Origin of the sequence: Flavitalea plasmicola (assembly GCF_030546645.1) — a bacterium.
Lineage (GTDB): Bacteria > Bacteroidota > Bacteroidia > Chitinophagales > Chitinophagaceae > Puia.
Window position 1 is genome coordinate 785,117 of the sequence record NZ_JAUOTO010000005.1, and the last position, 22,214, is coordinate 807,330.

A 22,214-nucleotide genomic window follows, 5' to 3' on the forward strand; every position below is an offset into this window, starting at 1 on the left:
GACCACGGCCATTTACTTTTTGTATTGAAATTACGGAAAAAGGGTCCCCGGCGGCAAAGCGAAGAGGATACACTATAAGTATATGATAACCAGTCTTATAATTGTTTTCCCCATCTCGTAACCCCTTTTTCCCGATCCGGCACCCCAGGGTAGTCTGGTTGTAGTTGCTTTGCAAAAATTAATCTATTGTTTGGCACTACATTCCTGACTGCGATGAATAAAATTTGGATAGTCATTATTACGATATTGATATGCCAGGGCGCCATCGCCCAGAGCACCGGCACTGGCACGATAAAAGGAAGGATTACCACTACGGAAGGCGAGGCCGTCCCCATGGCCACCGTCACTTTGAAGGATCTGCAGCGGGCCGTCACGGCGGATGAGGAGGGCGTTTTCACATTCAGAAATATCAGAGAGGGTAACTATACGCTGACCGTTTCGTTCACGGGCCTGGCGGGGATAGAGCAACAGGTGGTGGTGACAGCGGGCAAAACGGTGGAGCTGGAACTTTCCATGGCCGTATCGTCCGCCCAACTGGAGCAGGTGATCGTCAACAATAAGAGAACCATCAACGAGACCCCGGTGACCGTGGGCAAGGCGCCCATCTCCCCCATGGACCTGCCGCAAAGCGTCACCATCGTGGGACAATCCCAGATCAGGGACCAGCAGGCATTGCGATTGAGCGACGTCGTGCGCAACATCAACGGCGTGTACCTGGCCACTACCCGGGGCAACACCCAGGAAGCCTTTTCCGCCAGGGGATACAGTTTCTCCAGCAACAATATGTTCAAGAACGGCACCCGGGTCAACTCCGGCGCCATACCTGAAGTCAGCTCGCTGGAAAGAGTGGAGGTATTGAAAGGCAGCGCTGCCATCCTTTATGGCAACGTGGCGCCGGGCGGCATCCTGAACATGGTGACCAAGCAGCCTAAGTTCAGGACGGGCGGAGAAATATCCATGCGCGCAGGCAGCTATGACCTGTACAAGCCTGCCGTAGATATATACGGACCCATCAGCTCCCATCTTGCCTACCGGATCAACGGGACTTATGAATATGCCAATAGCTTCCGCGACGTGGTGAATTCCAAACGTTATTACTTCAATCCTTCTTTGCTCTTCAAGCCGGGCAAGCGCACGGAGATCCTCGTCCAGGGAGATTACCTGCACCATGATTTCACGCCCGACTTCGGCATCGGATCCGTCGACAATACGAAGGTCGCCGACCTGCCTCGCCATACTTTTTTAGGTACGTCCTGGCAATATGCCAAAACGCAGCAGGCAACGGCGGGCGTGTCGGTGAAGCACCGCGTCAACGAAGTGTGGTCGCTGAACGGGGCTGTATCCTGGCAGCAATACAAAAGGGATTATTATTCCACGGAAAGGATACAGGCTTCGGCCAACGGGGATTGGATACGACCGCTGAACAAGACCAAAACGCAGGAAGACTATTACATTGCGCAATTCGACGTGACGGGCAAGTTCAAAACCGGCAGCATCGGCCATATCCTGCTGACAGGCGTGGATGCCGACAGGTATAATACCCTCAGCTATACGTACAACCAGCCTACGACCTACGATACGATCAATATTTACCAACCTTCTAAATACCAGCAGCGGACGGACATCCCCGCCGCGACAGCCATCCGGCGTCTGCGTACGCCCATCAATCGTTTCGGCGCTTATGTGCAGGACCTGGTCAGCATCACGGAAAAGCTGAACGTGCTGGCGGGCGTGCGCTGGTCCATCCAGGAAGGGCTGCCCCCGGACACGCTGAGCCTGACGAACAATGCCAGGACGAAAGGCGTGCATAAGACGGACAGGGCTTTCTCTCCCCGGCTCGGTGTCGTGTACAAGCTGAAGCCCACCACTTCCCTCTTCGTCAGCTATTCCAACTCCTTCGCTGTCAACAGCGGTACGGATGTATATGGGAATGCCGTGGCTCCCTCCATCATCGACCAGTATGAACTGGGCGTGAAGAACGATCTGCTGAAAGGCCTCCTGTCCGTGAACGTAACGGCCTATCGTATCGTGAATAACAACCTGGCCCAGACCGCACCGTTCAAGGCGGACGGCACCACACCCAACAACGATGCGAATATCAAGATACTCACCGGGCAGACCACCAGCGATGGCGTCGAGCTGGACATTGCGGGACATCCTGTCACCGGGTTGGATATCATTGCCGGCTACAGCTACAACTACGCCCGCTATACCCGGACGGGCAGCGCCAAAGGCAGCTATACCGAGGGCGAAAGGCTGGTGAACAACCCGGCCCATACCGCCAATACCAGCGTATTCTATACGTTCACCCAATCCAGGCTGAAAGGGTTTAAAGTAGGCGCCTCGGCTGCTTATATTGGTGATCGTTTCGGCGGATGGAACAACCAGAAGGGGCAGACGCAGAATTATTCGAGGATGATACCGGTGAAGGGTTTTACCACCGTGGATATCAGCGCGGGCTATACTTACAGGAGCGTTTCGCTGCTGGCCAAGCTGTCCAATATCACGAACACGTATAATTATTACGTGCACGAGAACTATAGCATCAATCCCATTCCTCCCAGGCAATTCGTGATGACGGCTTCGTATGTGTTTTAGTTTAGTGCCATCATTGCATCCGCCGCAACAGGCCCCCATGCAATAGTCCGCCCGCATCACGAAAGTCTACGGCCTGGACGGCCCCTTTGCCCGACCAGCGATAAATGCGGCCAGTCAGGTTGCCCGTGAGGGTGAGCATACCAGTACCCTGGTGCTCGAAATAAATGTCGGCCCACATTTTTTGATTTGACGGCTGCGATGGCGACCATGCAGCGCGTTTGTTTCCACAGCAAGACATACAACTTAGGTTTTATTGGTGAGTTTTTCCAGCAGACAGATGCCGCCGGAGATGGACAACCATAGCAGGACCCCTTCTTTCCAGCTGTGGGCTATGCATGCGGCGAAAGGCACGGCTACCCAGAGACTGAGGCAATAAGGGCAGTCGAGCAGGCTTCCGAAGAAGCCTGCTCCCGCCGTCTTACGCAGCAGGAAGATACTGTCGAAGGGCCCATCTTCCTTTGCAAGAAGATGCGTGATACGCCAGGCTGCCAGCACTTCCATGAAGAAGAGAAAAGGATCCATAGGTTAATATCAAGGTTCCAGTGCGAAGGCAGCCACATCGGACTTGTCTTTGCTTATGAGGCGATAAGTGCCGTCAGTCGCCATGGCCGCCACATCAAGGGTCTCCGCAAATGCGCCCTTGCCTGTGCCGTTGTTGTAACAGGATTCCAGCAATTGTAAAGGCGTGAAAGATTTGTCATACACGCCCCCGCTGCCCAGCACATAGCCATCTGCGCTGTCGATGACCATGCCATCGGCGCCCGCCATGGCAACATAGCCACAGGTGCCTCTTTCCACCTTGAATTGGAATACGGCAAAATTATTCGGATGGGCGGCCTGGAAGGTGATATCGAGTGGCTGCTCGATGCCGCCTTGCTTATAGGACACGAATCCGCAGCAATCCGTGGAAGCGGGCACATGGTTGACCTTTACGGTATAAATATCGGCGACGCACGCGGAGTTGTCGATACGCATCAGAATATTGAAGCCGCTGGTCACGGCGGAGGATGGGCTGGCAAGCTCCAGCAGGGCATCCGGCGCATTCACGCTGAAGCCGGCATTGTTGTAGTCCGGTACCTTGAAAGTGTGTTTGGGAATATTCGTCAGCAAGGCGCCCGCCTTGTCGAACAGCTCCATTTTAAATTCATAGAGCCCGTCTCCCCTGAGAAGTCCCGCATCCACCAAGGCGTCGGAATTAAAGGTGATGCTGTAGTTGCGATAGCTCGGCTCCGTCCATTGGGGGTTGGCTTCCGGCACGCTGAACGGCGCCATGTCGGGACGCTCCGTGGGGATGATGTACAGGTTGTCGTTGGCGCCGACAGTGAAGGGCCCCAGCTTTACGGAGTTGGATCCGAACTGTGTGTCCCCGTTGGAGTCGACATAAGTGAACTCGTATCCCTTCGAGGTGAGGTCGCCCACGGGGATCAAAGGCTTATAGTCGTCGGCGACGTCCACCAGCTCGGGGCTTTTCACTTTCTTATAGCTCCAGCGGTAATAATAAACGCCATTGTTGGGAAGGTCGTTGCCGAATCCAACGATGAAGGTAGGGCTCCCTCCGAAGGGGCGTTTGAAATCTCCTACCGCGATGGGCAAAAAGGACGGGTCGTAGATGGCGCCGGCATCCGTCAGCCCGATGCGATTGTAGCTCACCGATTGATCGGGCGGCGCCTGCGGGTAGCTGGCCTGGTTGATATGAGAGACGCTGGTGCTGCCTACCGTTCTTATCCAAACCTCATCTCCCGGGATGGGGCAGTCGCAGCAGCATGCACCCGGTACCCGCGGATCGGTGATATGGATATTGATAGGGGTGCCGCAGGCATAATCCCAGAATGTGTGACAAGGGATGGGCGGCTCGTAAACGGTGGTCCACACGCCATTGATCAGGTATTCCACCCAGATATAAATGTCGGGTTTATCGCCTGTGCACCAGTAGGACACCTGCTTGTCGAACCTGCCGGCGGCATCCGTGTATACGACGGCCAGCTCCCTGCGGTGATAGAACCAGGGCCACCACCAGGGCCACAGGCAAAACCAGGGATGGAAAATCGCGTAATTGGCGGCGATGGTCTCCCGGATACGGTTGAGATTGCCCGAGGCCAGGCTCTGCCGGATCTCCAGGCTTAGCTCCGGCAAAGCTGCTGCGGCTTCCATCTGCCGCTCTTCCACGGAGAAAGTGCGGAACAGGGACTTTTCTGAGGTACGAGCTGAGAGCGGTGAGTTTTGAGCTGCGAGCGGTGAGCTGCGAGCCGTGAGCGGTGAGGTTTGAGCTTGGACAAAGGGTGGAGGGTCGGGTAGGGGAATGGGGAATTTGATGATCTCCTGTGGGTTGAGCACCACTTCAGGCACTCTTGCGATGATGTAATCCGGGATCTTATAGATCCAGTACCAGATGGCGTCGATGTCGCAGATGTGCACGCGGGCTTTGCAGACAGGGCGGTCTTCCCAGAGGCCGTCGACGGAGAACCATTTGGATATTTTTCCCGTCACCCGGCAGGAGCAGAAGGGCCAGAACTGCGAGATGAGAGAGGGGATGGGCAGCATCGTGACGCCGCCTTCCGCACCAGCCTGCAGCACGGGTTCGTAGGGCTTATACTGTTCCAGCGCTTCGAGGCTTCTCACCTTTTCAATGCGCTTATCCGTGCCCGGGGCAATGAAGACCCTGTATTCGCCAAAGCCGGAGGATCGTATGTCCCGTGAGGCGGGCGCGGCCTTATCGTCCAGGGTGAATTCCAGGATATTTTTACGGACGGGCTGCCATTGCAGGAATCGTCCATCGCAGTAAAACAGGAAGCCGACAAGGGATATCTCTTCCGCGGGGACTTGCTCGAAACTTACGTTCAAAGAGATCTTTTTAGCATCTTTTGCCATGATCGTTTTTTTTGTGTGTACAATATGATTCCGTTGTCCCTGCAGGGGATGTTAGCAGACGCGGGTGGAACAGGAGAAATTCAGGTAGTGGAGAAAAGGAGAAGAAGATCTAATCGAGGGCAAGGTACGACGTCGCAGGAGGTTTGTCAATACTACTTTATGGTAAAAATATAAATACCTTCACCTGGTGAGGTGAAGAAATGAAGGCGGGCGCCGGCCAGCACCTGGGACTTGCGGCCATTACGAATCAATTGTACTTTTTTTCCCGGCCAGGGGTTCTCCATATTACAGGGGCGACCTTTTTCGCTGACAAGTCTGACGAATGCCACGCGCCCGTCCTTTATCCGGCTGCTGACGAGAAAGGCGCCATAGGCGCGCAGGTGATCGAAGGATGCATCCCTGGAACGATCCCAACAGGGAAAGACCCGCAGGACACGTTCGTAGCTTTGCAGGAGCATCTCGTTGATCGTAAGCGGAACAGCCGCCAGTGTCTCGGTCCCTCCCCCTGTTTGCGTGATCCACCCGTTGGGAAGGGCACTGGCGCTAATACGGTCTTTCAGCTGTTGCAGGATCACTGCCGGGTCATAGCCCACGCGGACGGCGCCGGGAAAGCAGGTCTCGATGCCATTGCCCAGGGTATTGCCCCACTCGCCGGGACCTTTCATTTTATCTTTCCAGTGGGCCACATCGTTTAATAACAAGTGGTTGAAAGCTGAGTCGGTAACAGGACCTGTGACGCCGCCGGGCATGAGCAGCCCATGTATGGAGACCCTGTTCAGTCCTGCGGGAGGCATTGCTGCATTCTGTGGGCCGCTCTCCATATTTTTCAGGCTGAGCCTGCCGTCTTTTTCTCCTGTGGGGAATTTGCTCAGATGGGAAAGGATATACTGCCATTGCTGCCGCCGGCTTTTGTCTTTTTGCAGAAAAGTACTGACGTCGATGATGCCGCGAAGGAGCATGGTCACCAGACCCAGCGAAAGGGTGGAATTCACATCTCCCAACCTGTCTTTCCATTGCCCGTTGGTCCGCAGGTTGGGCATGATCTCATAAAAGTGATCCATGCGGATGACATAACGGCCATCCTCCCATGACAGATAATGTTCCCAGAAATCGGCGCATGCCAGGAGATAGGGATAAATGCGTTCCCCATAAGCGCGGTCATAGGTGCTGTAAAAGCGCATCAGCATATTGGACGCGCCAAAGACGGCATTGATCTTCTGGCCGAGAAATTTGTAACCCTGGTCGATGGTGTTGTCACGGGTGCCATAACGCTCCAGCATTTCTTCCGGCGTCAGGGGCCAGCGGGTGGTGACCAGGCCTTTGGGACCGATGCCCACGGGATAGTAGATGCCGGGCATGTTCAACAGTTCTTTCGCCAGGCGCCGGCCTTCGGGCATGTAGTCCAGCAGCGGTTGGTCATAACTGTCAGCCAGGTCTGTGTGATTGGAGGAAAAGGCGGCCCAGAAGGGCGCCTGATAATTATAGTTGAGATGATAGTCTCCTCCCCAGGCCGTAGAGTCCTGCGTGATGAAGGGCCCCCAGATGCCGGGCGGGAATTTCCCCTTTCTGGCCGAACAGGCAAAGAGGTATTGAGAGACCTCATAGTATTGCTGGAGGAAAGGGTCGTTTAGCTGAACATGGGATCGCGCCCAGAACTGCCGCCACCACTGTTGATGTTCGTGCCGCATGGAGTTTGTCAGTGCGGGTGTCAGCCAGCGACTGTCATCGATGGCGGCTGCTTTCCAATCGCTGCGATCGAAATTCGTATAGAGGGTAAGCGCGATGGTGACAGGGTGACCGGGAAGAAGATCGACGGTGCTGTCTGTTGCACCAGGCTGGCCGATGACCTTCATGGCAATGGCGATATGACAGGGCCATTTCAGCAGTGGAGTATTTTCAAAAGAGCGGGTGACCCAGTAAATGCCATTAGAGATGCCTGAAGTATTGACGGAAGTATTGCCCGATGTGGCCCACAGTCGTAGTTTAGCCTTTACAGGAAGATTGGAAGCGCACTCAATGAATACGGTGTTATGGGTAGCAGTTACCCATGTACGAAGGCCGACACGCAGGCTGTCCTTGTCGAATTCGCTGTTGATGGCTGCCTCCTGTAACATTTCCCGGGCGTGGTAAGCGGCCGACCGGAGCGAGGGGAGCAGCAGCGAAAGTCCTCCCGGGAGCGCAATGCCTCCACCAGGATATACAGGATAAGCCCTCCAGAAATCGTTTTTTCCCAGGTAGAAGGTGAGTGAATCCGGAGCGCCTCCCAGGGTAACGCCGATGTCACCATTGCCTGCCAGTGGTGCGTCGGGTGTTTTCGGCGTGGGGACATGCTTGGGAGGGGTATCGAAGAGCAGCTCATTCGGGGAAAGGACTGCATGTTTGCTATGGGTGGTCTGGGCGTTCATTCGTTGGCCGGTCAGCAGGATCTGCCCGCAGAGCAGGAGGAAAGGCGGGGCGGCTTTCAGCAGGTGACGCAGGCAGGCAAGTCTTATTTGCATAGGCTAAGCTATTCAATAATGGGAGGGAGGGGTGGCTTCTCTTGGCAAAATAGTCAACTATTTTGGCTTTGCGGAAAACCACATAGGGGAAATTACACGGCTATGGCGGATATCGACACGGCTATCGACAAAATCGACACGTCCGTGAACTGTGACAGGGTGACCCCTTGTGCCGTATATCTTCTTTTCCTTCCTTTGTTGTCACTCTTCCTAAACTGACTTCTATGAAAGGATCTCAGGGCGCAGTCCTGCTGTTGCTCTATTGCCTGCCTTTTTTCTGCCATGCCCAGGATGACCCCGATGGCAAGGATGGTTTACTTCATTTCCCTTCGCGCCTATTCAACCGCATACAAAGTAAGACGGCTAAGCTGGAGGATCAGCTGACCCATCAGACGGAGAAATATCTGCGACGCATGCAGCGGCGGGAGCAGCGACTGTACAAGAAATTATACAAAGCGGATTCCGGGGCGGCAAAGTCACTTTTCAATGGCTCGGCGGAACAATATGCAGCCTTGGGCCAAAAGCTGGCCAGCGATACAGGTGCTTCGGGACTGCATCTCAGCGGGGAATACCAGGCTTATACGGACTCGCTGCAGGGGATGTTGAAGTTTATGAAGGATCCCCGGGCGGCTGGTGCATTGACTCAATTGAATTCGCTGGAGGCGAAAATGCAGGACGCGGACCAGATCAAGGAATATGTCCGGCAAAGGAAACAGCAGATAGCGCAATATATACAGCAACATAGCAACCTGGCGGGACTGCAGGGGAAGGAATACCAGGGTCTGAACCAGGACGTCTACTATTATTCCCAGCAGGTGCGTCAGTACAAGGAGATGCTGAACGACCCGGACAAGCTGGAGAAGCAGGCATTGAGCTTGTTGAACAAGCTACCCGCTTTCCAGGCATTCATGAAACAAAACTCGCAATTGGCGGGGCTGTTCAATCTGCCGGGGAACTATGGCGATCCAGCGTCCCTATCGGGGTTGCAGACCCGTGACCAGGTGGCGGCGTTGATCCAACAGCAGGTGTCGGCGGGCGGAGCCGGAGGTGCTGCGGCCTTACAGGCCAATCTGCAATCGGCGCAGTCCCAATTGGATGGGTACAAGGACAAGCTGAACAAGCTGGGCGGCGGCAGCGGGGACATCGATATGCCTGATTTCAAGCCCAACGATCAAAAGACAAAGACATTCTGGCGGCGATTGGAGTACGGGACAAATTTCCAGACGACAAGGAATAATTACTATTTCCCTACGGTGTCGGATCTGGGGTTGTCGGTGGGGTATAAGTTGAGTGAGCGGAGTATGGTGGGTGTCGGCGCCAGTTACAAGCTGGGTTGGGGAAATGGGATACAGCATATCGCTTTTTCCAGCCAGGGGGCGGGATTGCGGTCGTTCGTGGATGTGAGGCTGAAAGGGAGTTTTTCAATGACGGGTGGATTCGAGTACAATTATACGACGCCGTTCTCTTCGTATCAGCAGCTGCGCGCGTGGGATAACTGGACAAAGAGTGGATTGATAGGGGCAAGCAAAACAGTGTCGATGAAGAGCCGGGTGTTCAAGAAGACAAACGTGCAGCTGTTGTGGGATTTTCTCAGTTACCAGCAGAGGCCAAGGACGCAACCCGTGATCTTTAGAATAGGTTATAATTTTTAATTCGCAATAACAAAAAATGAGAAAGCTACTTCTGGCGACCTTACTATTTCCCGTTGCCATAGCCACTGCCCAAACGGCCGCGTATCAGAGCAACAAGATCGTGCAGGCATCACCTACTTCCGCCTCGTTAGGCCGTTTTGGGAATGTAGAAGTCAGCCCTTACAATGGCTCGCCCAATATATCGGTGCCTTTGTATAGTGTAAAGACCACGGGCCATTCGCTGCACCTTTCCCTCCGTTATGACGCCAGCGGCACAAAGGCGTTGCAGGATGCATCCTGGGTAGGTCTGGGCTGGACCCTGCAGGCTGGGGGCGCTATCACCCGTATTGTGCGATGCCAGGACGACTTTATAGAGCATGGTTATTTCTTTGCGGCCAACCTGCCGCCCAACAATCCGGACAATTCCTGGCAGGCAACTTCCAACTGGCAGAATGATATCAACTATTTCAATAGTGCCTACAATGGCCAGATGGACCTCGAGCCGGACGTATTCAGTTATAATTTCAACGGGTATTCCGGTCGCCTGGTGCTGGGCAAGAATGCGAACGGCGCGCCTGTATTTATGGACGATCGGAACAACCTGAAGGTGGAGTACTTATATGCCACCGGGAACTGGCGTATCACCACGCCGGAAGGGTACCGGTATTATTTTGCCACGAGTGAGCGGACACAAGGATACAATTATTCCTCTCCCATTGAGCTGACCAACATGACAGGCGTCAGCGGCCTGAATTTCGATGTGAATACAACACCCACCACGGCATGGTACCTGGACAGCATCGTTGCCCCATCATTGGAAAAGGTCACTTTCACCTATGCCAAGGGTAAGAGCCTGGGCCTGATCAATAAGTCTGAACAGGTGACCCAGATGATTGCATGGTCCTTGTCCTGTCCGCAACCGCCCTCCGGCTTTAACTCGCAGGAGCATCTGTATATGGCGGACCGGCAGGCTATACAGGATGTTTATCTCAAGAAGATAAGCTTTATCAACGGGTCTGTAGAATTCAATGCTTCTCCCAGAAATGATATCGAATACATCAATAGTGTGGATACATTATGGACGCCATCCAAGCTGGATAATATTGTCATCAAGAACGTCGCCGGGACAGAGATTAAGCGTTTTTCTTTCTTTTATACTTATTTCAACCAGGCGAATATCAGCGGAAGGCTGAAGCTGGATTCCATAAAGGAGTCAGGCGGTAGCCTGTCGAAGCCTCCGTATGCATTTACCTATATCAACCCTGGCAGCCTCCCCGACAAATATACCAGGTCCATAGATCATTGGGGTTACTACAACGGCGCGGTTAATCCGACCTTGTTGCCCACTACTACCATTCCGCTGGCCAATCAATCATTTACGGGGGCCAACAGGGATCCGGATACCCTGCAAAACTATCCTATGAATGGCATGCTGTCCAATATTAAATATCCCACGGGTGGAAGCACCAGTTTTGGATATGAGCTGAATGATTATGGCAATCTCCATGGGGCACAGCAATTCAGGACCCTGAATAAGTTTGCGATGGTACGCGCCAACCCGGATATCAATCCCACGGGGGATGTCACGAGCGCGGATTTCTATATTCATGGGTCACTGCCCGATACAACGCTTAAAGTGGCTGTCGTCATCCAATGCAGCTACCAGAAAGTAAATCCCAATGTGTCGGACCTGCCCAGCCTGGGATATACGAATATGTGGAAAGTCGCTGACGACGGAAGTGTGACGAGTATCGCTGATTGCAGCATGGCCAATTATGATCAGCCCAATCCCAGCCCGACTTTTACCAATATGAACCTTTGGCCGGGGCATTACAGGATCTACCTGCAGTCGATCTCCGGATGGTCCACCTTCATGTCCGTGTCCTGGCAGGAGTCCGACTCCGTGCCCCTGCTGCGTAGAAAAGGTGGCGGTGTCCGCATACAGTCTGTTACTGACCAGGACGACCAGGGTAATACAATTGTCAAAGCCTATAAGTATATGGGCAATGACGGCCGGAGTTCCGGAGTACTAATGTCCCCTAACGAATATGCCTATATTTTCACCACTTACAGCGACGGATATATCAACGGGTCCAATCTGCTCCCCAATTGCTTTGCATACGTACAGTTCTATGGCCTGGCTTCTTCTTCTGTCTACCCCAGCGGGCTTTCCAGCAGGACGGGTATTGTCGGGTACAGTAAAGTGACCGAATTGCAGGGGCCCAATGGAGAGAACGGACGGACGGAGTATTATTATCACAACGTAGAACCGCAGGCGTCCATCCACGGGTTTATCCCCACGGTGCCAGATCCCATGAATGGCAAACTGGATTCCAGCATTGTGTATAATGCGCAAGGGCAGGTGGTGAGCCGATCCGACAATACCTGGCAGGTGAAGGAAGATCTCGTGCTAAAAGGCGTTAAGCTTTTCGTAGGCAAAAGTGACCCTGCATTTGCAGGGATCTACAACATCTACTATTATGACAACAGGTCAAGCTGGGTAGTGCCGGGCACGGAAAAGCAGACCTTGTATGATGGAGCCGGCAAGATCACCACGGCGAAGACATTTTATTACGACAATAACGTGCACCGGGAGCCGACACGCATCGATGTAAGCATGAGTGACGGCAGCCTGACTACGACAAAATACAAGCGGCCCGGAGACTATACGATCACGGGGATTGCCAGTACCAGCATCGCCCAGGGCATACAGAACCTTCAGAACAACTATATCATTACTCCCGTGATCGAGCAATATTCGCAGCGAAGCAATACCGATGGCAGCAATCTTCGGACGGTGGCGGCCAGTTTTACTTCTTACAAGCCCGCCATACCCTATCCGGATGTCATTTACAGGAACGAGATGGCACAGCCGCTGACAGATTTCGCTCCGTCGGTCATCACGGGCTCTGCGGCCACCCTGGATGGCCGGTATAAGCCCTACCTGGTACTTGACTGTTTTGACCCGCAGGGAAATATCATTCAAAAACATGACCCGGCCGGCAATAACTACACTTATATATGGGACTACCAGAAAGTATATCCCATTGCAGAGATCCTCAACGCAGATTCGCTCTCCGCAGCCTATACCAGCTTTGAGGCGGATGGCTTAGGTGGGTGGACGCTGACGGGTGGAAGTACAATCAGTAATAGCAGCGTGATAACCGGATCGCATATATGTTCAGGCGGTGTTACAAAAACGGTGCCTGCGGGAAATTACGTAGTAGGGCTGTGGGCAACGGGCAGTCCGACAGTCAATGGTCAGACTGCTACGGCCTTATTGACGAGCAAAAAAGACGCCAGCTGGCACTATTACGAATGGAAGCTGACGAACGTAACATCGGTGCAGGTGACAGGATCGAATATGGACGAGGTCAGGCTTTACCCTGCTGCTGCGCAGATGTCCACCTACACCTACGATCCGCTGATAGGAATGACGACAAAATGCGATGTGGCGGGCCGGATAACTTACTACGAATATGACGGACTGGGCCGTCTGAAAGTGATCCGGGACCAGGATGGGAATATCGTGAAAACCATACAATACCATTACAAGGGGCAACCGCTAAACTGATAAATCATTTTGAAAATGATAAAGAAATTATTTTATGTCGGAAGGCTGATCTGCATGCTGTTGCTGCTGATCTCTCAAACGGGAAATGCCGAACCAGGGGCCCTACGGGCTGTCTTTGATCCGGGCGTGATCACAGACAGCGTGCAATCCATTGGCTATAATACCACCCCGGCGTTGCTGACGGCAACCGCGTCCACCGGCGGTTCATTGGTATGCTCAACCTACAACTACCAGTGGATGATCTCCACCGACGGGATCAACTTTACCAATATTTCGGGCGCTACAGGGCAAAATTATCAGCCGGGAGCACTCATCGCTACCACCTGGTACAAGAGAATGGTTACGCATTGCACCTCTGTCGGCTATACGAATATCGCTAAGATCACTGTAGCACTCCCTCCTCCCATCGTGCCAGGAACGGTCAGTCCGCACGTGCTCAATGTAAATTATGGCGGACGTTTTGCGGGGCCTTTTACGCTGAGCGGCGTGTCCGGGGGGACAGGGAGCTATACCTATCAATGGCAGGTGTCTACGAATGGCAGCAGCTTTACCAATATCAGCGGGATCACCACCCCTGTCTACAACCTCACGCCAGCCGGGCTATATAATCAGAATACCTATTACCGGGTAGCCGTGGCCAGCGGCACGGCTACTGCATACAGCGATACGGCCACGGTGATGGTCTACCCGCAATTGGTCGTGGGCAACCTGGCGCCCGGATCGCAGGCCATCAATTATGGCGCCAATGCGGCGACGCTGTCATCATCGGGGATCACGGGAGGCACCGGAACGTATACGTATCAATGGCAAAGCTCTCCCAACAACAGTACCTGGAGCGACGTCGCCGGCGCCACGACAGCCACGTATACTCCCCAGGGACTAACCAGCACAACTTACTATTCATTAAAGGTCTATAGTAATGGCGCCTTTTCAGGGAGCAATATTGCTAACGTTACGGTGTATCCGCAATTGCAGGGTGGAACGGTCAGCCCTGCAACGCAGACGGCCGGGAGCAATTCAACACCCGCTCAGTTGACGGTGGGAGGTATATCGGGGGGGAATGGCACGTACACTTATCAGTGGCAGACGTCTGCGGACAATGCCGGCTGGACGAATATCAGCGGGGCCAACGCTCCTGCATACCAGCCTGCGGGCCTTACCAGCACCGCCTGGTTCAGGGTCGTAGTGACGAGCAATGGCGTATCCGCCAACAGCAGCGCCGCAAAAGTGAATGTCTATGCCGGATTGACGCCAGGCTTAGTCTCGCCGTCCAATATCACTGTCGCTTATGGTACCAATATAGGACTGCTGACCGTGACCCCGGCGACGGGCGGTAATTGTGGAGGCAGCTATAGCTATCTATGGCAGCGGGGCAATGGAACGGGGTGGACCAACCAGGATGGTAACACCGGCCTGACATTTAACCCGGGCACTTTCACAAGTTCCTTTTACTATCGCGTGCGGGTGATCTGCGGTACGGATACGGTCTATACGCAGGCCACGCTGATCACGGTGGGTAATGTAGGCTCGGACTATAATTTTGTCCGCGAACGTGAGATCGTTAAAGCGGGCGTTACGGATACGGTGACGGCGGCGGGCCTGACAGATCCTGCGGAGGTGCAGCAGGTGACCCATTATTTCGATGGCTTGGGCCGGCCAATCCAGGTGGTGGCCAGGCAGGCCAGTCCGCAAATGCATGACATCGTGGTCATGCAGGGCTATGACGCGTACGACCGGCCCGTGAATAAATATCTTCCATATACTTCACCCTCCGGCGATGGCAATTACAAGACGAATGTCATCGGAGAGCAAGCCACTTTCAATGCCGCACAATATCCCACAGATCAGTTCTTTTACGGACAGACGGTCTATGAGGCTTCGCCTTTGAACCGGCCGCTGGCTGGTTATGCGCCCGGCAACAGCTGGGTGGGTGGTGGTAAGGGAAGAGTAAGCCAATATCATGTGAATTCCGCTTATGACAGCGTGCGACTCTGGACGATCAATGCGGCGGCGGGCAGCCTGCCGGTGACGGCGGGCGTTTATGCCCCGGGCATGCTGTTCAAGAATATCACCCAGGATGAGGCAGGCCACCAGGTAATCCAGTATACGGATATGGAAGGCACCCTGGTCCTGAAGAAGCAGCAGCTGTGGGATGCACCTGCCAATGGGCATTCGGGCTGGCTGAATACTTATTATGTGTATGATGATCTTGGCAACCTGCGATTTGTGACGCAGCCAAAGGCCGTAGAATGGTTGATCGCCAATGGATGGAACTTTGCAGCTGCGGGCGGTGCGCAGGTGGCGGCGGAGCTTTGTTTCCGTTATGAATATGACAGCCGTCACCGGACCATTATCAAAAAAATACCCGGGGCAGGCGAAACATGGATGGTTTATGACATGCGGGACAGGCTGGTGATGACACAGGACTCTGTACTCCGCAGCCAGCATAAATGGATGTTCAACCGATGGGACGTGCTCAACAGGGAAGACTCCACGGGATTGATCACGGACCCGGCGCATTACAATGATCTGGGGTATCACCTGGGGTTGGCCGCTGTCAGCAATAATTATCCTGTGGTGGCAGCCTACACCAATGAGGTGCTGACGATGACCTATTATGACGATTATAGCTGGTCGGCCAGTTCGGCTTACAGCACGGCGCCGCATTCCAGGCTTATTTCTACCTACAATACGGCGCCGGATTATGCGGTGGCGCTTGCCCCCTATCCGGTGACCCGGGGTATGGAGACGGGGACAAAAGTCAAGGTCCTGGGCTCAGCGAGCACCTATCTGTATGATCTGCGGTATTATGATGATCATGGACGGAATATCCAGACGCAAAGCAGTAATTACAGCGGAGGGATCGATACACTGACAGTACAGTATGGTTTCAGCGGGCAAACCTTGCGGACCCTGCTAAACCATCAAAAGGCGGGTAATATGGCCCAGCACCATGATGTGCTGTCGAAAACGAGCTATGATGCGGCCCAACGGCCGAAAGCCATCTGGAAGAATGTGGACGGCGCTTCGTCAGACCTGCTGATCGATTCGCTGCGTTACGACGAGTCGGGGCAGCTGCGGGCTAAATATTTCGGGAGTGGCATTGACAGCATGGTGTATGATTTCAACATACGCGGATGGCTGACGGGCATCAACCGGCAATTCGTAGGCGGCGGAACGAGCCATTATTTTGGGATCGAGCTGGCTTACGACAACACCGCTTCAGTGACAGGCGCAAGTTATGCTGCCATGTACAACGGCAATATCGCAGGGATGACCTGGAAGACGCGGGGCGATAGCACCAAGCGGAAGTATGACTTTACTTATGACAATATGAACCGGCTGATGACAGCCAACTTCCTGCAGAACATGGGTACGGGTTGGAGCAATGCCCTCGTCAACTATACGGTCGACAATCTTTCCTATGATGCCAACGGCAATATACTTTCCATGAATCAGCAGGGATTCAAATGGAATGGCTCTGCCCTGATAGACCAGCTGAGCTATAACTATCTGCCCAATTCCAATAAGCTGATAAAAGTGTCGGACGCGGCCAATGATTCCTTGTCACAGCTGGGAGATTTCCACTATAAAGGAATAAAGCAGGATACCGACTATCGTTATGATGGCAATGGCTCGTTGCTGTCTGACAATAACAAAGGAGTCGATAACATCGTTTATAATTACGTTGGTCAGCCACAGCAGGTGCATGTCATCGGCAAGGGGAATATTGTATATACCTATGATGCGGCGGGCAACAGGCTGACGAAAGTGACGATGGATAGCCTGTCCCGGCATGCTACGACTACTTTGTACCTGGGCGGATTTGTATATCAGCACACGGATACGATCACTAATCCGCAGGGAGGGACGGATACCTTGCAATTTCTCGCCCATGATGAAGGAAGGATGCGATGGGCGCAGCATCAGCTGCAGACCGGGGCGATCTATTATGGCTGGGAGAATGATTTCTTTGAAAGAGATCACCTGGGCAATACGCGGATGGTGCTGACCTCTCAGAAGGATACGGCACAATATGCCGCTACGATGGAAGGCGCTTACCGGGCCAAAGAGAACGCCCTCTTCTATAATATTCCGCAGACAGTGTATTCGCGCACATTGGCCGGCTATCCCGTGGACCTCTCCATGACGAATCCCAATGATTCGGTGGTCATGCTGAACGGGATGCCGGGACGGATCCAGGGACCGGCGATCATCCTGAAGGTGATGGCGGGCGACACCATAGATGTAGGCGCCAAATCCTATTATACGACCCTGTCGGGTTCAGGCACCTCCTCCTCGATCACCGATGTGCTGACCTCACTGGCCAATGGCATCGTCGGTGTGACGGGTGGCGGAAAAGGTACAGTGGGACAGCTTAACACGACCACAAGCCCTTTGTATGGCGCGTTGAACAATTTCATAGGGGGTAAGGAAACCACCGTTCCGAATAAGCCGAGAGCTTATTTGAACTATATGCTGCTGGACGATCAGTACCAGTATGATCAGGCAAAGAGCGGGGCCATTCCTGTGAGCAATTATGCGGCAGGGACATTGGGTACGCCCGCGCAGTCGAACATCGTGGCGGGCAAGAACGGCTTCGTCTATGTATGGGTGAGCAATGAGACGCAGGGCTGGCCGGTGTATTTTGACAATGTGAGTGTGCGGGTACGGTCGGGCCCCATCCTGGAAGAGACGCATTATTATCCTTTTGGATTGACGATGGCGGGGATCTCCGACAAGGCGCTGAAGAAATATCCGGAGAACAAGCATCGCTTCAATGGCAGCGACGAGCTGCAGAACAAAGAGTTCAGCGATGGCAGCGGGCTGGAAGTATACGATGCGGTGTTCAGGATGTATGATCCGCAGATCGGGCGGTTCTGGCAGATCGATCCTTTATCTGAAATGAGCGAGGGCTGGAGCACTTATTCTTTCGTACAGGACAACCCGGTCTCGTTCAACGATGCGCTGGGATTGACAGACAGCGTACCCGGTGTGAAGCCGATGGCGGCCGTGATCGTCACCCCGAGAAGAGGTCCGCATATACAAGACACCCGGCCGAAGAATAAGCCTAATGTAAGAGCCCCCAAGCCCGATGGCAACAGGCCGAACAGGGTAGATAAGTCTACGCCCAAAAATGAACCCAATCCCGGAGGCAAGAGCAATCCGGGTCCAAAGCCGGAACCGGAAGTAAAGCCACTGGAGAAAAGCCCGGGCATGAGAGGAGGACCGATCGTACGAACTGTTGCCAGGGCGTCCGTGATCACGGCTGTGCTGGTAGCGATACCCCTTAGAGGAGGCGGGGAGTTCCCGAATGGCAATGAAGGGGCCGTGATCAACCATGAGGTTTCCGACCTGCCTGAAACACCTACCAGCTTTAAGAACAAGGTGTTCACCCACAAAGTGTACGAGTTGGGAGGTTGGGACCTGTTGACCATGAAATGGACAACCCTGAAATATGGCGTTGCCAGCATGGATTACGATACGTATGATGGGGAAGGCAACAGGAGGCCCGATTCTCAATTGGGAGGGGAAGTAGGAGAAGTTTTACGGAATCAATATCCTAATTTAGTGATCCGGCAGATCACATTGGCCTATTTCACCAGCAAAGAGCATGCGCATATATTTGAGTATAATATGGTGAAGAGGTTTATAGATAAAAATTGGAGGCCATATCATCAGCCACCACCTGAACAGGGGCTGCCTGAAAGCAGGGGGCCGTATAGATAATTTTTAAAACTATTATGTATACACATTTTCTGATAGGCGCAGGTACGCATGAGATGGAAGGGATTCCGGGTATGATCGCGGCAAGATATAATATCCAGCAGAAGATCAATACGTTGCACTATTGCAACTACAATAGGATCGAAGTCATATTGACCAGCAATAAGCAGGAGGACCCTTCCCGGATGGGCGTTTTCCGGGATGATGGGAAAAGGGCGCACCTTCAATATTATGCCGATGAAAAGGCTTTTCGCCGACCGGATGGTTCCACCGATCTTCCGCAGCTGTATAAGGCCTTACTGGCAGGACTGGAGATCTTATGGGAAAAGAAAGGCTGGAACACGGAGGATCTCCGGGAAATTTACCGAAAGATCGAAGAGGAAGGATTCTTCGTATCAGTAGCCGCTGGAAAAGCGCTGACTTCGCCGGATAAGCAATGTAAGGCGGAATTCTATTGTGTGTTGTACCCGGGATATGCGGACTATTACCTGTGGTTTTACAATAAGAAGAAGAAATGGGAAAGGAAGATCATGTTCTTAAAGGGGCATGAAGAGCCTGCTCTCTTTTTTAATTTTTTTCAGAACAGGGATTGGCGGGATAATGAATATTTTTTGATCTCCGACTGGAATAAAGAGGTCTTCTTTGTCTTTAATGTGAACACAGATGCCTTTACGGTGGAGTACAAGCCGGTGCATTCACTGGAGATGGCCCAGAATAAGTTGAAGTCTTTCGAGGCCGGGCTGACACAGGAGGAGAGGACGAAATTGTTTGGACTGCCGTATTGAGGTGGTCATCACCCCTTCCACTTCTTCAACTGCTGCATCAACGCCCGCATGTCCTTGGGCAGGGGCGCCTCCAGCGTATGGAACTCTCCCTGCTGATCCTGGAAATGCAATAATTGCGAATGCAGGGCCAGGCGATGGAGGATGGGGTGTTCGTGCTCTTCTGTCTTCGACAGCTTGTAGCCGCGTTTGAAAGAGGAGATGAAGACGGGGCGACCGTCACCATAAGTTTCATCGCAGACGATGGGATGGCCCAGAGCCTGCATGTGGACGCGGATCTGGTGGGTGCGGCCGGTGTGGATGCGGAACTGGACGAGAGAATAAAGGCCCAGGTCTTCCAGCACCTCGTAGTCCGTGAGAGAGGCCTTGCCTTTTTTGTTGACGACCATCGTACTGGGTTTCACCGGGTGCTCCATGATGGGCAGGTCGATACTGCCTTTGGGCTCGGCGAGGGTGCCCTGAACGAGGCCAACGTAGATCTTCTCTACGGACCTTTCTTCGAATACTTTGGATAAGTACTGATGGGTGACTTCGTCTTTTGCAAAGACGATGACGCCGCTGGTGTCGCGGTCCAGGCGATGGACGGTCCAGATGGCGCCGTATTTTTCTTTCAACCAGGATTTTAAGGACGGGTCCTTGCCTTCGCGGTCGGGAATGCTCAGCAGACCGGCGGGCTTGTTGATGGCGACGAAATAGTCGTTCTCGAAGATGACTTCGGGCTTGTTGTGCATAGGAGTGGATTAACGGGGTTTACGGGGGGCGGATGGTTTTTGGGAACGGGAAGTGAATTTGGACTTCATGTACGAGCCGGAGGATTTGCGGCCGCGTGGACTGGCTGCGGCGCCGGGCTTTGCTTTGCGGACGGCATCCGACTTCGGCTTGCGGTCAAAGGGAGCATCAGATTTGGCCTTACGATCAAAGGGGGCTTTGGCTTTTCTGTCAAAAGGAGCATCAGATTTGGCTTTGCGGTCAAAAGGAGCTTTGGACTTTCTGTCAAAAGGAGCATCAGATTTAGCCTTGCGGTCAAAGGGAGCTTTGGACCTTTCGGGGCTGGGCTTGCGATCCCGGGAGAAAGGTGCATCTGACTTCGGCTTGCGGGTGAAAGGCGCCTCATTGCCGGCGTCCGGAACAAACTTTTTCTTGTAGGAAGCGCCTTCAGCGGAGGCGCCATACGGTTTTTTCGGTCCGCGACTTTTGGAGGCCGATGCCGCAGCGCCGCCCCTGGGTTTTTCGTAACCGGTGCCGGTGTGGGTGTGGGCAGCCTTAGATTTATTAGGTTCAGGAGTAAATGATTTCGTTTCATCATCCGCATCTTCCGGCCGGCTGTTGGATGGCGCTCCACTCTTGGAAGTAGACAGGGATCCCCTGAACGAGGAATTCAAATATTTTAATATACGAATCTCTTTTTCAGTGAGCAGGCGCCAATGTCCGCGCTGTACGTTCTTCTTGGTAAGCCCTGCATACATCACGCGGTCCAGCCCTCTCACATCATAGCCCAGGTGTTCGAATATGCGGCGTACGATACGATTGCGGCCGCTGTGGATCTCGAGACCCACCTGCGTCTTGTCTTTTGGATCGGCATAGGCGAGGACGTCCACATGGGCGAGACCATCTTCCAGCTGTACGCCCGTAACGATCTGATCGAAGTCTGCCTTGGTCAGCGGCTTGTCCAGCGAGACGTGATAGATCTTTTTGATCTCATGTTTCGGATGGGCCAGCTTTTGGGACAGGTCGCCGTCGTTGGTCAGCAACAGCACGCCGGAGGTATTCCGGTCCAGCCGGCCGACGGGGAACACGCGTTCCGTGGTCGCCTGACGGATCAGGTCGAGGACAGTCTTGCGGCCCTGCGGGTCATCGGTGGTGGTGATATAATCCTTGGGCTTGTTGAGCAGTATATAAACGAAGTTGCGGGATATGGTGACTTTTTTGCCATTGACCTTTACGAAGTCATCCGGAGAGACTTTCGTGCCGGGCTCAGTCACCAGCTTGCCATTGACCTCCACTTTTCCCAGCCGGATCAGTTCGGCGGCATCACGACGGGAGCAGATGCCTCCATGGGCGATGTATTTGTTCAGGGGCAATGCATGGGGATCCTGGGGGGCGGCGCCTTTGGGAGTTTGGACGGCGGGCGCTTTGGCTCCTGGTCCTGCAAGTGATTGGCTGGTGGGCTTCGATGGTGCGCCCGGGCCGGTGGCTTTCAGCACACTGGTGGGCGGCTTTCTCTTGCCTGGGAGCTTTTTTGCCAGCTCTGCGTTGGCAATCTGCTCTTCGCGGGCCCTGCGCTTCTCTTCAAAATGTCTTTCGATGGCCTCTTTGCGCTCCTTCTTGGCGGCTTTCTTTTCCTGGCGGAAGGCTTCTTTGATGGCAGCGTTGTTCTTCTTTGTGTAGAACTTGCTGAAATTATCCGTTTTGCGCTTCATGTGCGATGGGGGATTTGCTGTTTTACAACAGTAAGTGATAAACGGCGAAGATACTAAATAAAAGGCAAATAGTCAATTTAAGTAATACGGGCGCGGGTTTGAGCGAATAAGTACCC

11 protein-coding genes are annotated in these 22,214 nt (G+C 53.6%); 5 read left to right on the top strand and 6 right to left on the bottom strand.

Annotated elements, in window-relative coordinates; all coding sequences use genetic code 11:
- The first annotated feature begins 213 nt into the window (after positions 1-213).
- The gene (locus Q4E93_RS21420; protein ID WP_303588731.1) at positions 214-2,598 is read left to right on the top strand and encodes a TonB-dependent receptor; all 2,385 of its coding nucleotides are present in this window, start codon (positions 214-216) and stop codon (positions 2,596-2,598) included.
- A gap of 10 nt (positions 2,599-2,608) precedes the next feature.
- On the opposite strand, the gene Q4E93_RS21425 is transcribed toward Q4E93_RS21420, so the two are convergent.
- The 4 genes from Q4E93_RS21425 to Q4E93_RS21440 form a co-directional block, all read right to left on the bottom strand.
- Entirely contained in the window at positions 2,609-2,836 is a 228-nt protein-coding gene (locus Q4E93_RS21425) for a hypothetical protein (protein ID WP_303588733.1), read from the bottom strand.
- A 5-nt stretch (positions 2,837-2,841) separates the two neighbouring features.
- Positions 2,842-3,120, bottom strand: coding sequence for a DUF1360 domain-containing protein (locus Q4E93_RS21430; protein WP_303588735.1), 279 nt, complete (start codon positions 3,118-3,120; stop codon positions 2,842-2,844).
- A 9-nt stretch (positions 3,121-3,129) separates the two neighbouring features.
- Complete coding sequence (locus Q4E93_RS21435; RefSeq protein ID WP_303588737.1) at positions 3,130-5,466, bottom strand: hypothetical protein; 2,337 nt, start codon at positions 5,464-5,466, stop codon at positions 3,130-3,132.
- A 152-nt stretch (positions 5,467-5,618) separates the two neighbouring features.
- Positions 5,619-7,964: a glycosyl hydrolase family 95 catalytic domain-containing protein gene (locus Q4E93_RS21440; RefSeq protein ID WP_303588739.1), complete on the bottom strand. Its 2,346-nt coding sequence runs from the start codon at positions 7,962-7,964 to the stop codon at positions 5,619-5,621.
- Positions 7,965-8,188: 224 nt separating this feature from the next.
- On the opposite strand from Q4E93_RS21440, the gene Q4E93_RS21445 reads away from it, so the two are divergent.
- From Q4E93_RS21445 to Q4E93_RS21460, 4 genes are read left to right on the top strand one after another with little or no spacing between them, the layout of a single operon-like run.
- Positions 8,189-9,616, top strand: coding sequence for a hypothetical protein (locus Q4E93_RS21445; protein ID WP_303588741.1), 1,428 nt, complete (start codon positions 8,189-8,191; stop codon positions 9,614-9,616).
- Between the two features lie 16 nt (positions 9,617-9,632).
- Positions 9,633-13,169 carry an RHS repeat domain-containing protein gene (locus tag Q4E93_RS21450; protein ID WP_303588743.1) on the top strand — a complete coding sequence of 1,179 codons (3,537 nt, stop codon included), beginning with the start codon at positions 9,633-9,635 and terminating at the stop codon, positions 13,167-13,169.
- Positions 13,170-13,184: 15 nt separating this feature from the next.
- Positions 13,185-18,899: a DUF8696 domain-containing protein gene (locus Q4E93_RS21455; protein WP_303588745.1), complete on the top strand. Its 5,715-nt coding sequence runs from the start codon at positions 13,185-13,187 to the stop codon at positions 18,897-18,899.
- Positions 18,900-18,913: 14 nt separating this feature from the next.
- The gene (locus tag Q4E93_RS21460; protein ID WP_303588746.1) at positions 18,914-19,681 is read left to right on the top strand and encodes a hypothetical protein; all 768 of its coding nucleotides are present in this window, start codon (positions 18,914-18,916) and stop codon (positions 19,679-19,681) included.
- Positions 19,682-19,689: 8 nt separating this feature from the next.
- On the opposite strand, the gene Q4E93_RS21465 is transcribed toward Q4E93_RS21460, so the two are convergent.
- A complete protein-coding gene (locus Q4E93_RS21465) occupies positions 19,690-20,409 on the bottom strand; it encodes an RluA family pseudouridine synthase (protein ID WP_303588748.1) in 720 nt (239 codons plus the stop codon).
- Positions 20,410-20,418: 9 nt separating this feature from the next.
- On the bottom strand, positions 20,419-22,098 hold the full coding sequence (locus Q4E93_RS21470; RefSeq protein ID WP_303588750.1) for a pseudouridine synthase: 1,680 nt from the start codon (positions 22,096-22,098) through the stop codon (positions 20,419-20,421).
- Positions 22,099-22,214: the final 116 nt, after the last annotated feature.

Excerpts from the sequence above, each read along its gene's own strand:
- Q4E93_RS21420 (WP_303588731.1), top strand. The coding sequence starts at position 214 with ATGAATAAAATTTGGATAGTCATTATTACGATATTGATATGCCAGGGC.
- Q4E93_RS21425 (WP_303588733.1), bottom strand. The coding sequence starts at position 2,836 with ATGTCTTGCTGTGGAAACAAACGCGCTGCATGGTCGCCATCGCAGCCG.
- Q4E93_RS21430 (WP_303588735.1), bottom strand. The coding sequence starts at position 3,120 with ATGGATCCTTTTCTCTTCTTCATGGAAGTGCTGGCAGCCTGGCGTATC.
- Q4E93_RS21435 (WP_303588737.1), bottom strand. The coding sequence starts at position 5,466 with ATGGCAAAAGATGCTAAAAAGATCTCTTTGAACGTAAGTTTCGAGCAA.
- Q4E93_RS21440 (WP_303588739.1), bottom strand. The coding sequence starts at position 7,964 with ATGCAAATAAGACTTGCCTGCCTGCGTCACCTGCTGAAAGCCGCCCCG.
- Q4E93_RS21445 (WP_303588741.1), top strand. The coding sequence starts at position 8,189 with ATGAAAGGATCTCAGGGCGCAGTCCTGCTGTTGCTCTATTGCCTGCCT.
- Q4E93_RS21450 (WP_303588743.1), top strand. The coding sequence starts at position 9,633 with ATGAGAAAGCTACTTCTGGCGACCTTACTATTTCCCGTTGCCATAGCC.
- Q4E93_RS21455 (WP_303588745.1), top strand. The coding sequence starts at position 13,185 with ATGATAAAGAAATTATTTTATGTCGGAAGGCTGATCTGCATGCTGTTG.
- Q4E93_RS21460 (WP_303588746.1), top strand. The coding sequence starts at position 18,914 with ATGTATACACATTTTCTGATAGGCGCAGGTACGCATGAGATGGAAGGG.
- Q4E93_RS21465 (WP_303588748.1), bottom strand. The coding sequence starts at position 20,409 with ATGCACAACAAGCCCGAAGTCATCTTCGAGAACGACTATTTCGTCGCC.
- Q4E93_RS21470 (WP_303588750.1), bottom strand. The coding sequence starts at position 22,098 with ATGAAGCGCAAAACGGATAATTTCAGCAAGTTCTACACAAAGAAGAAC.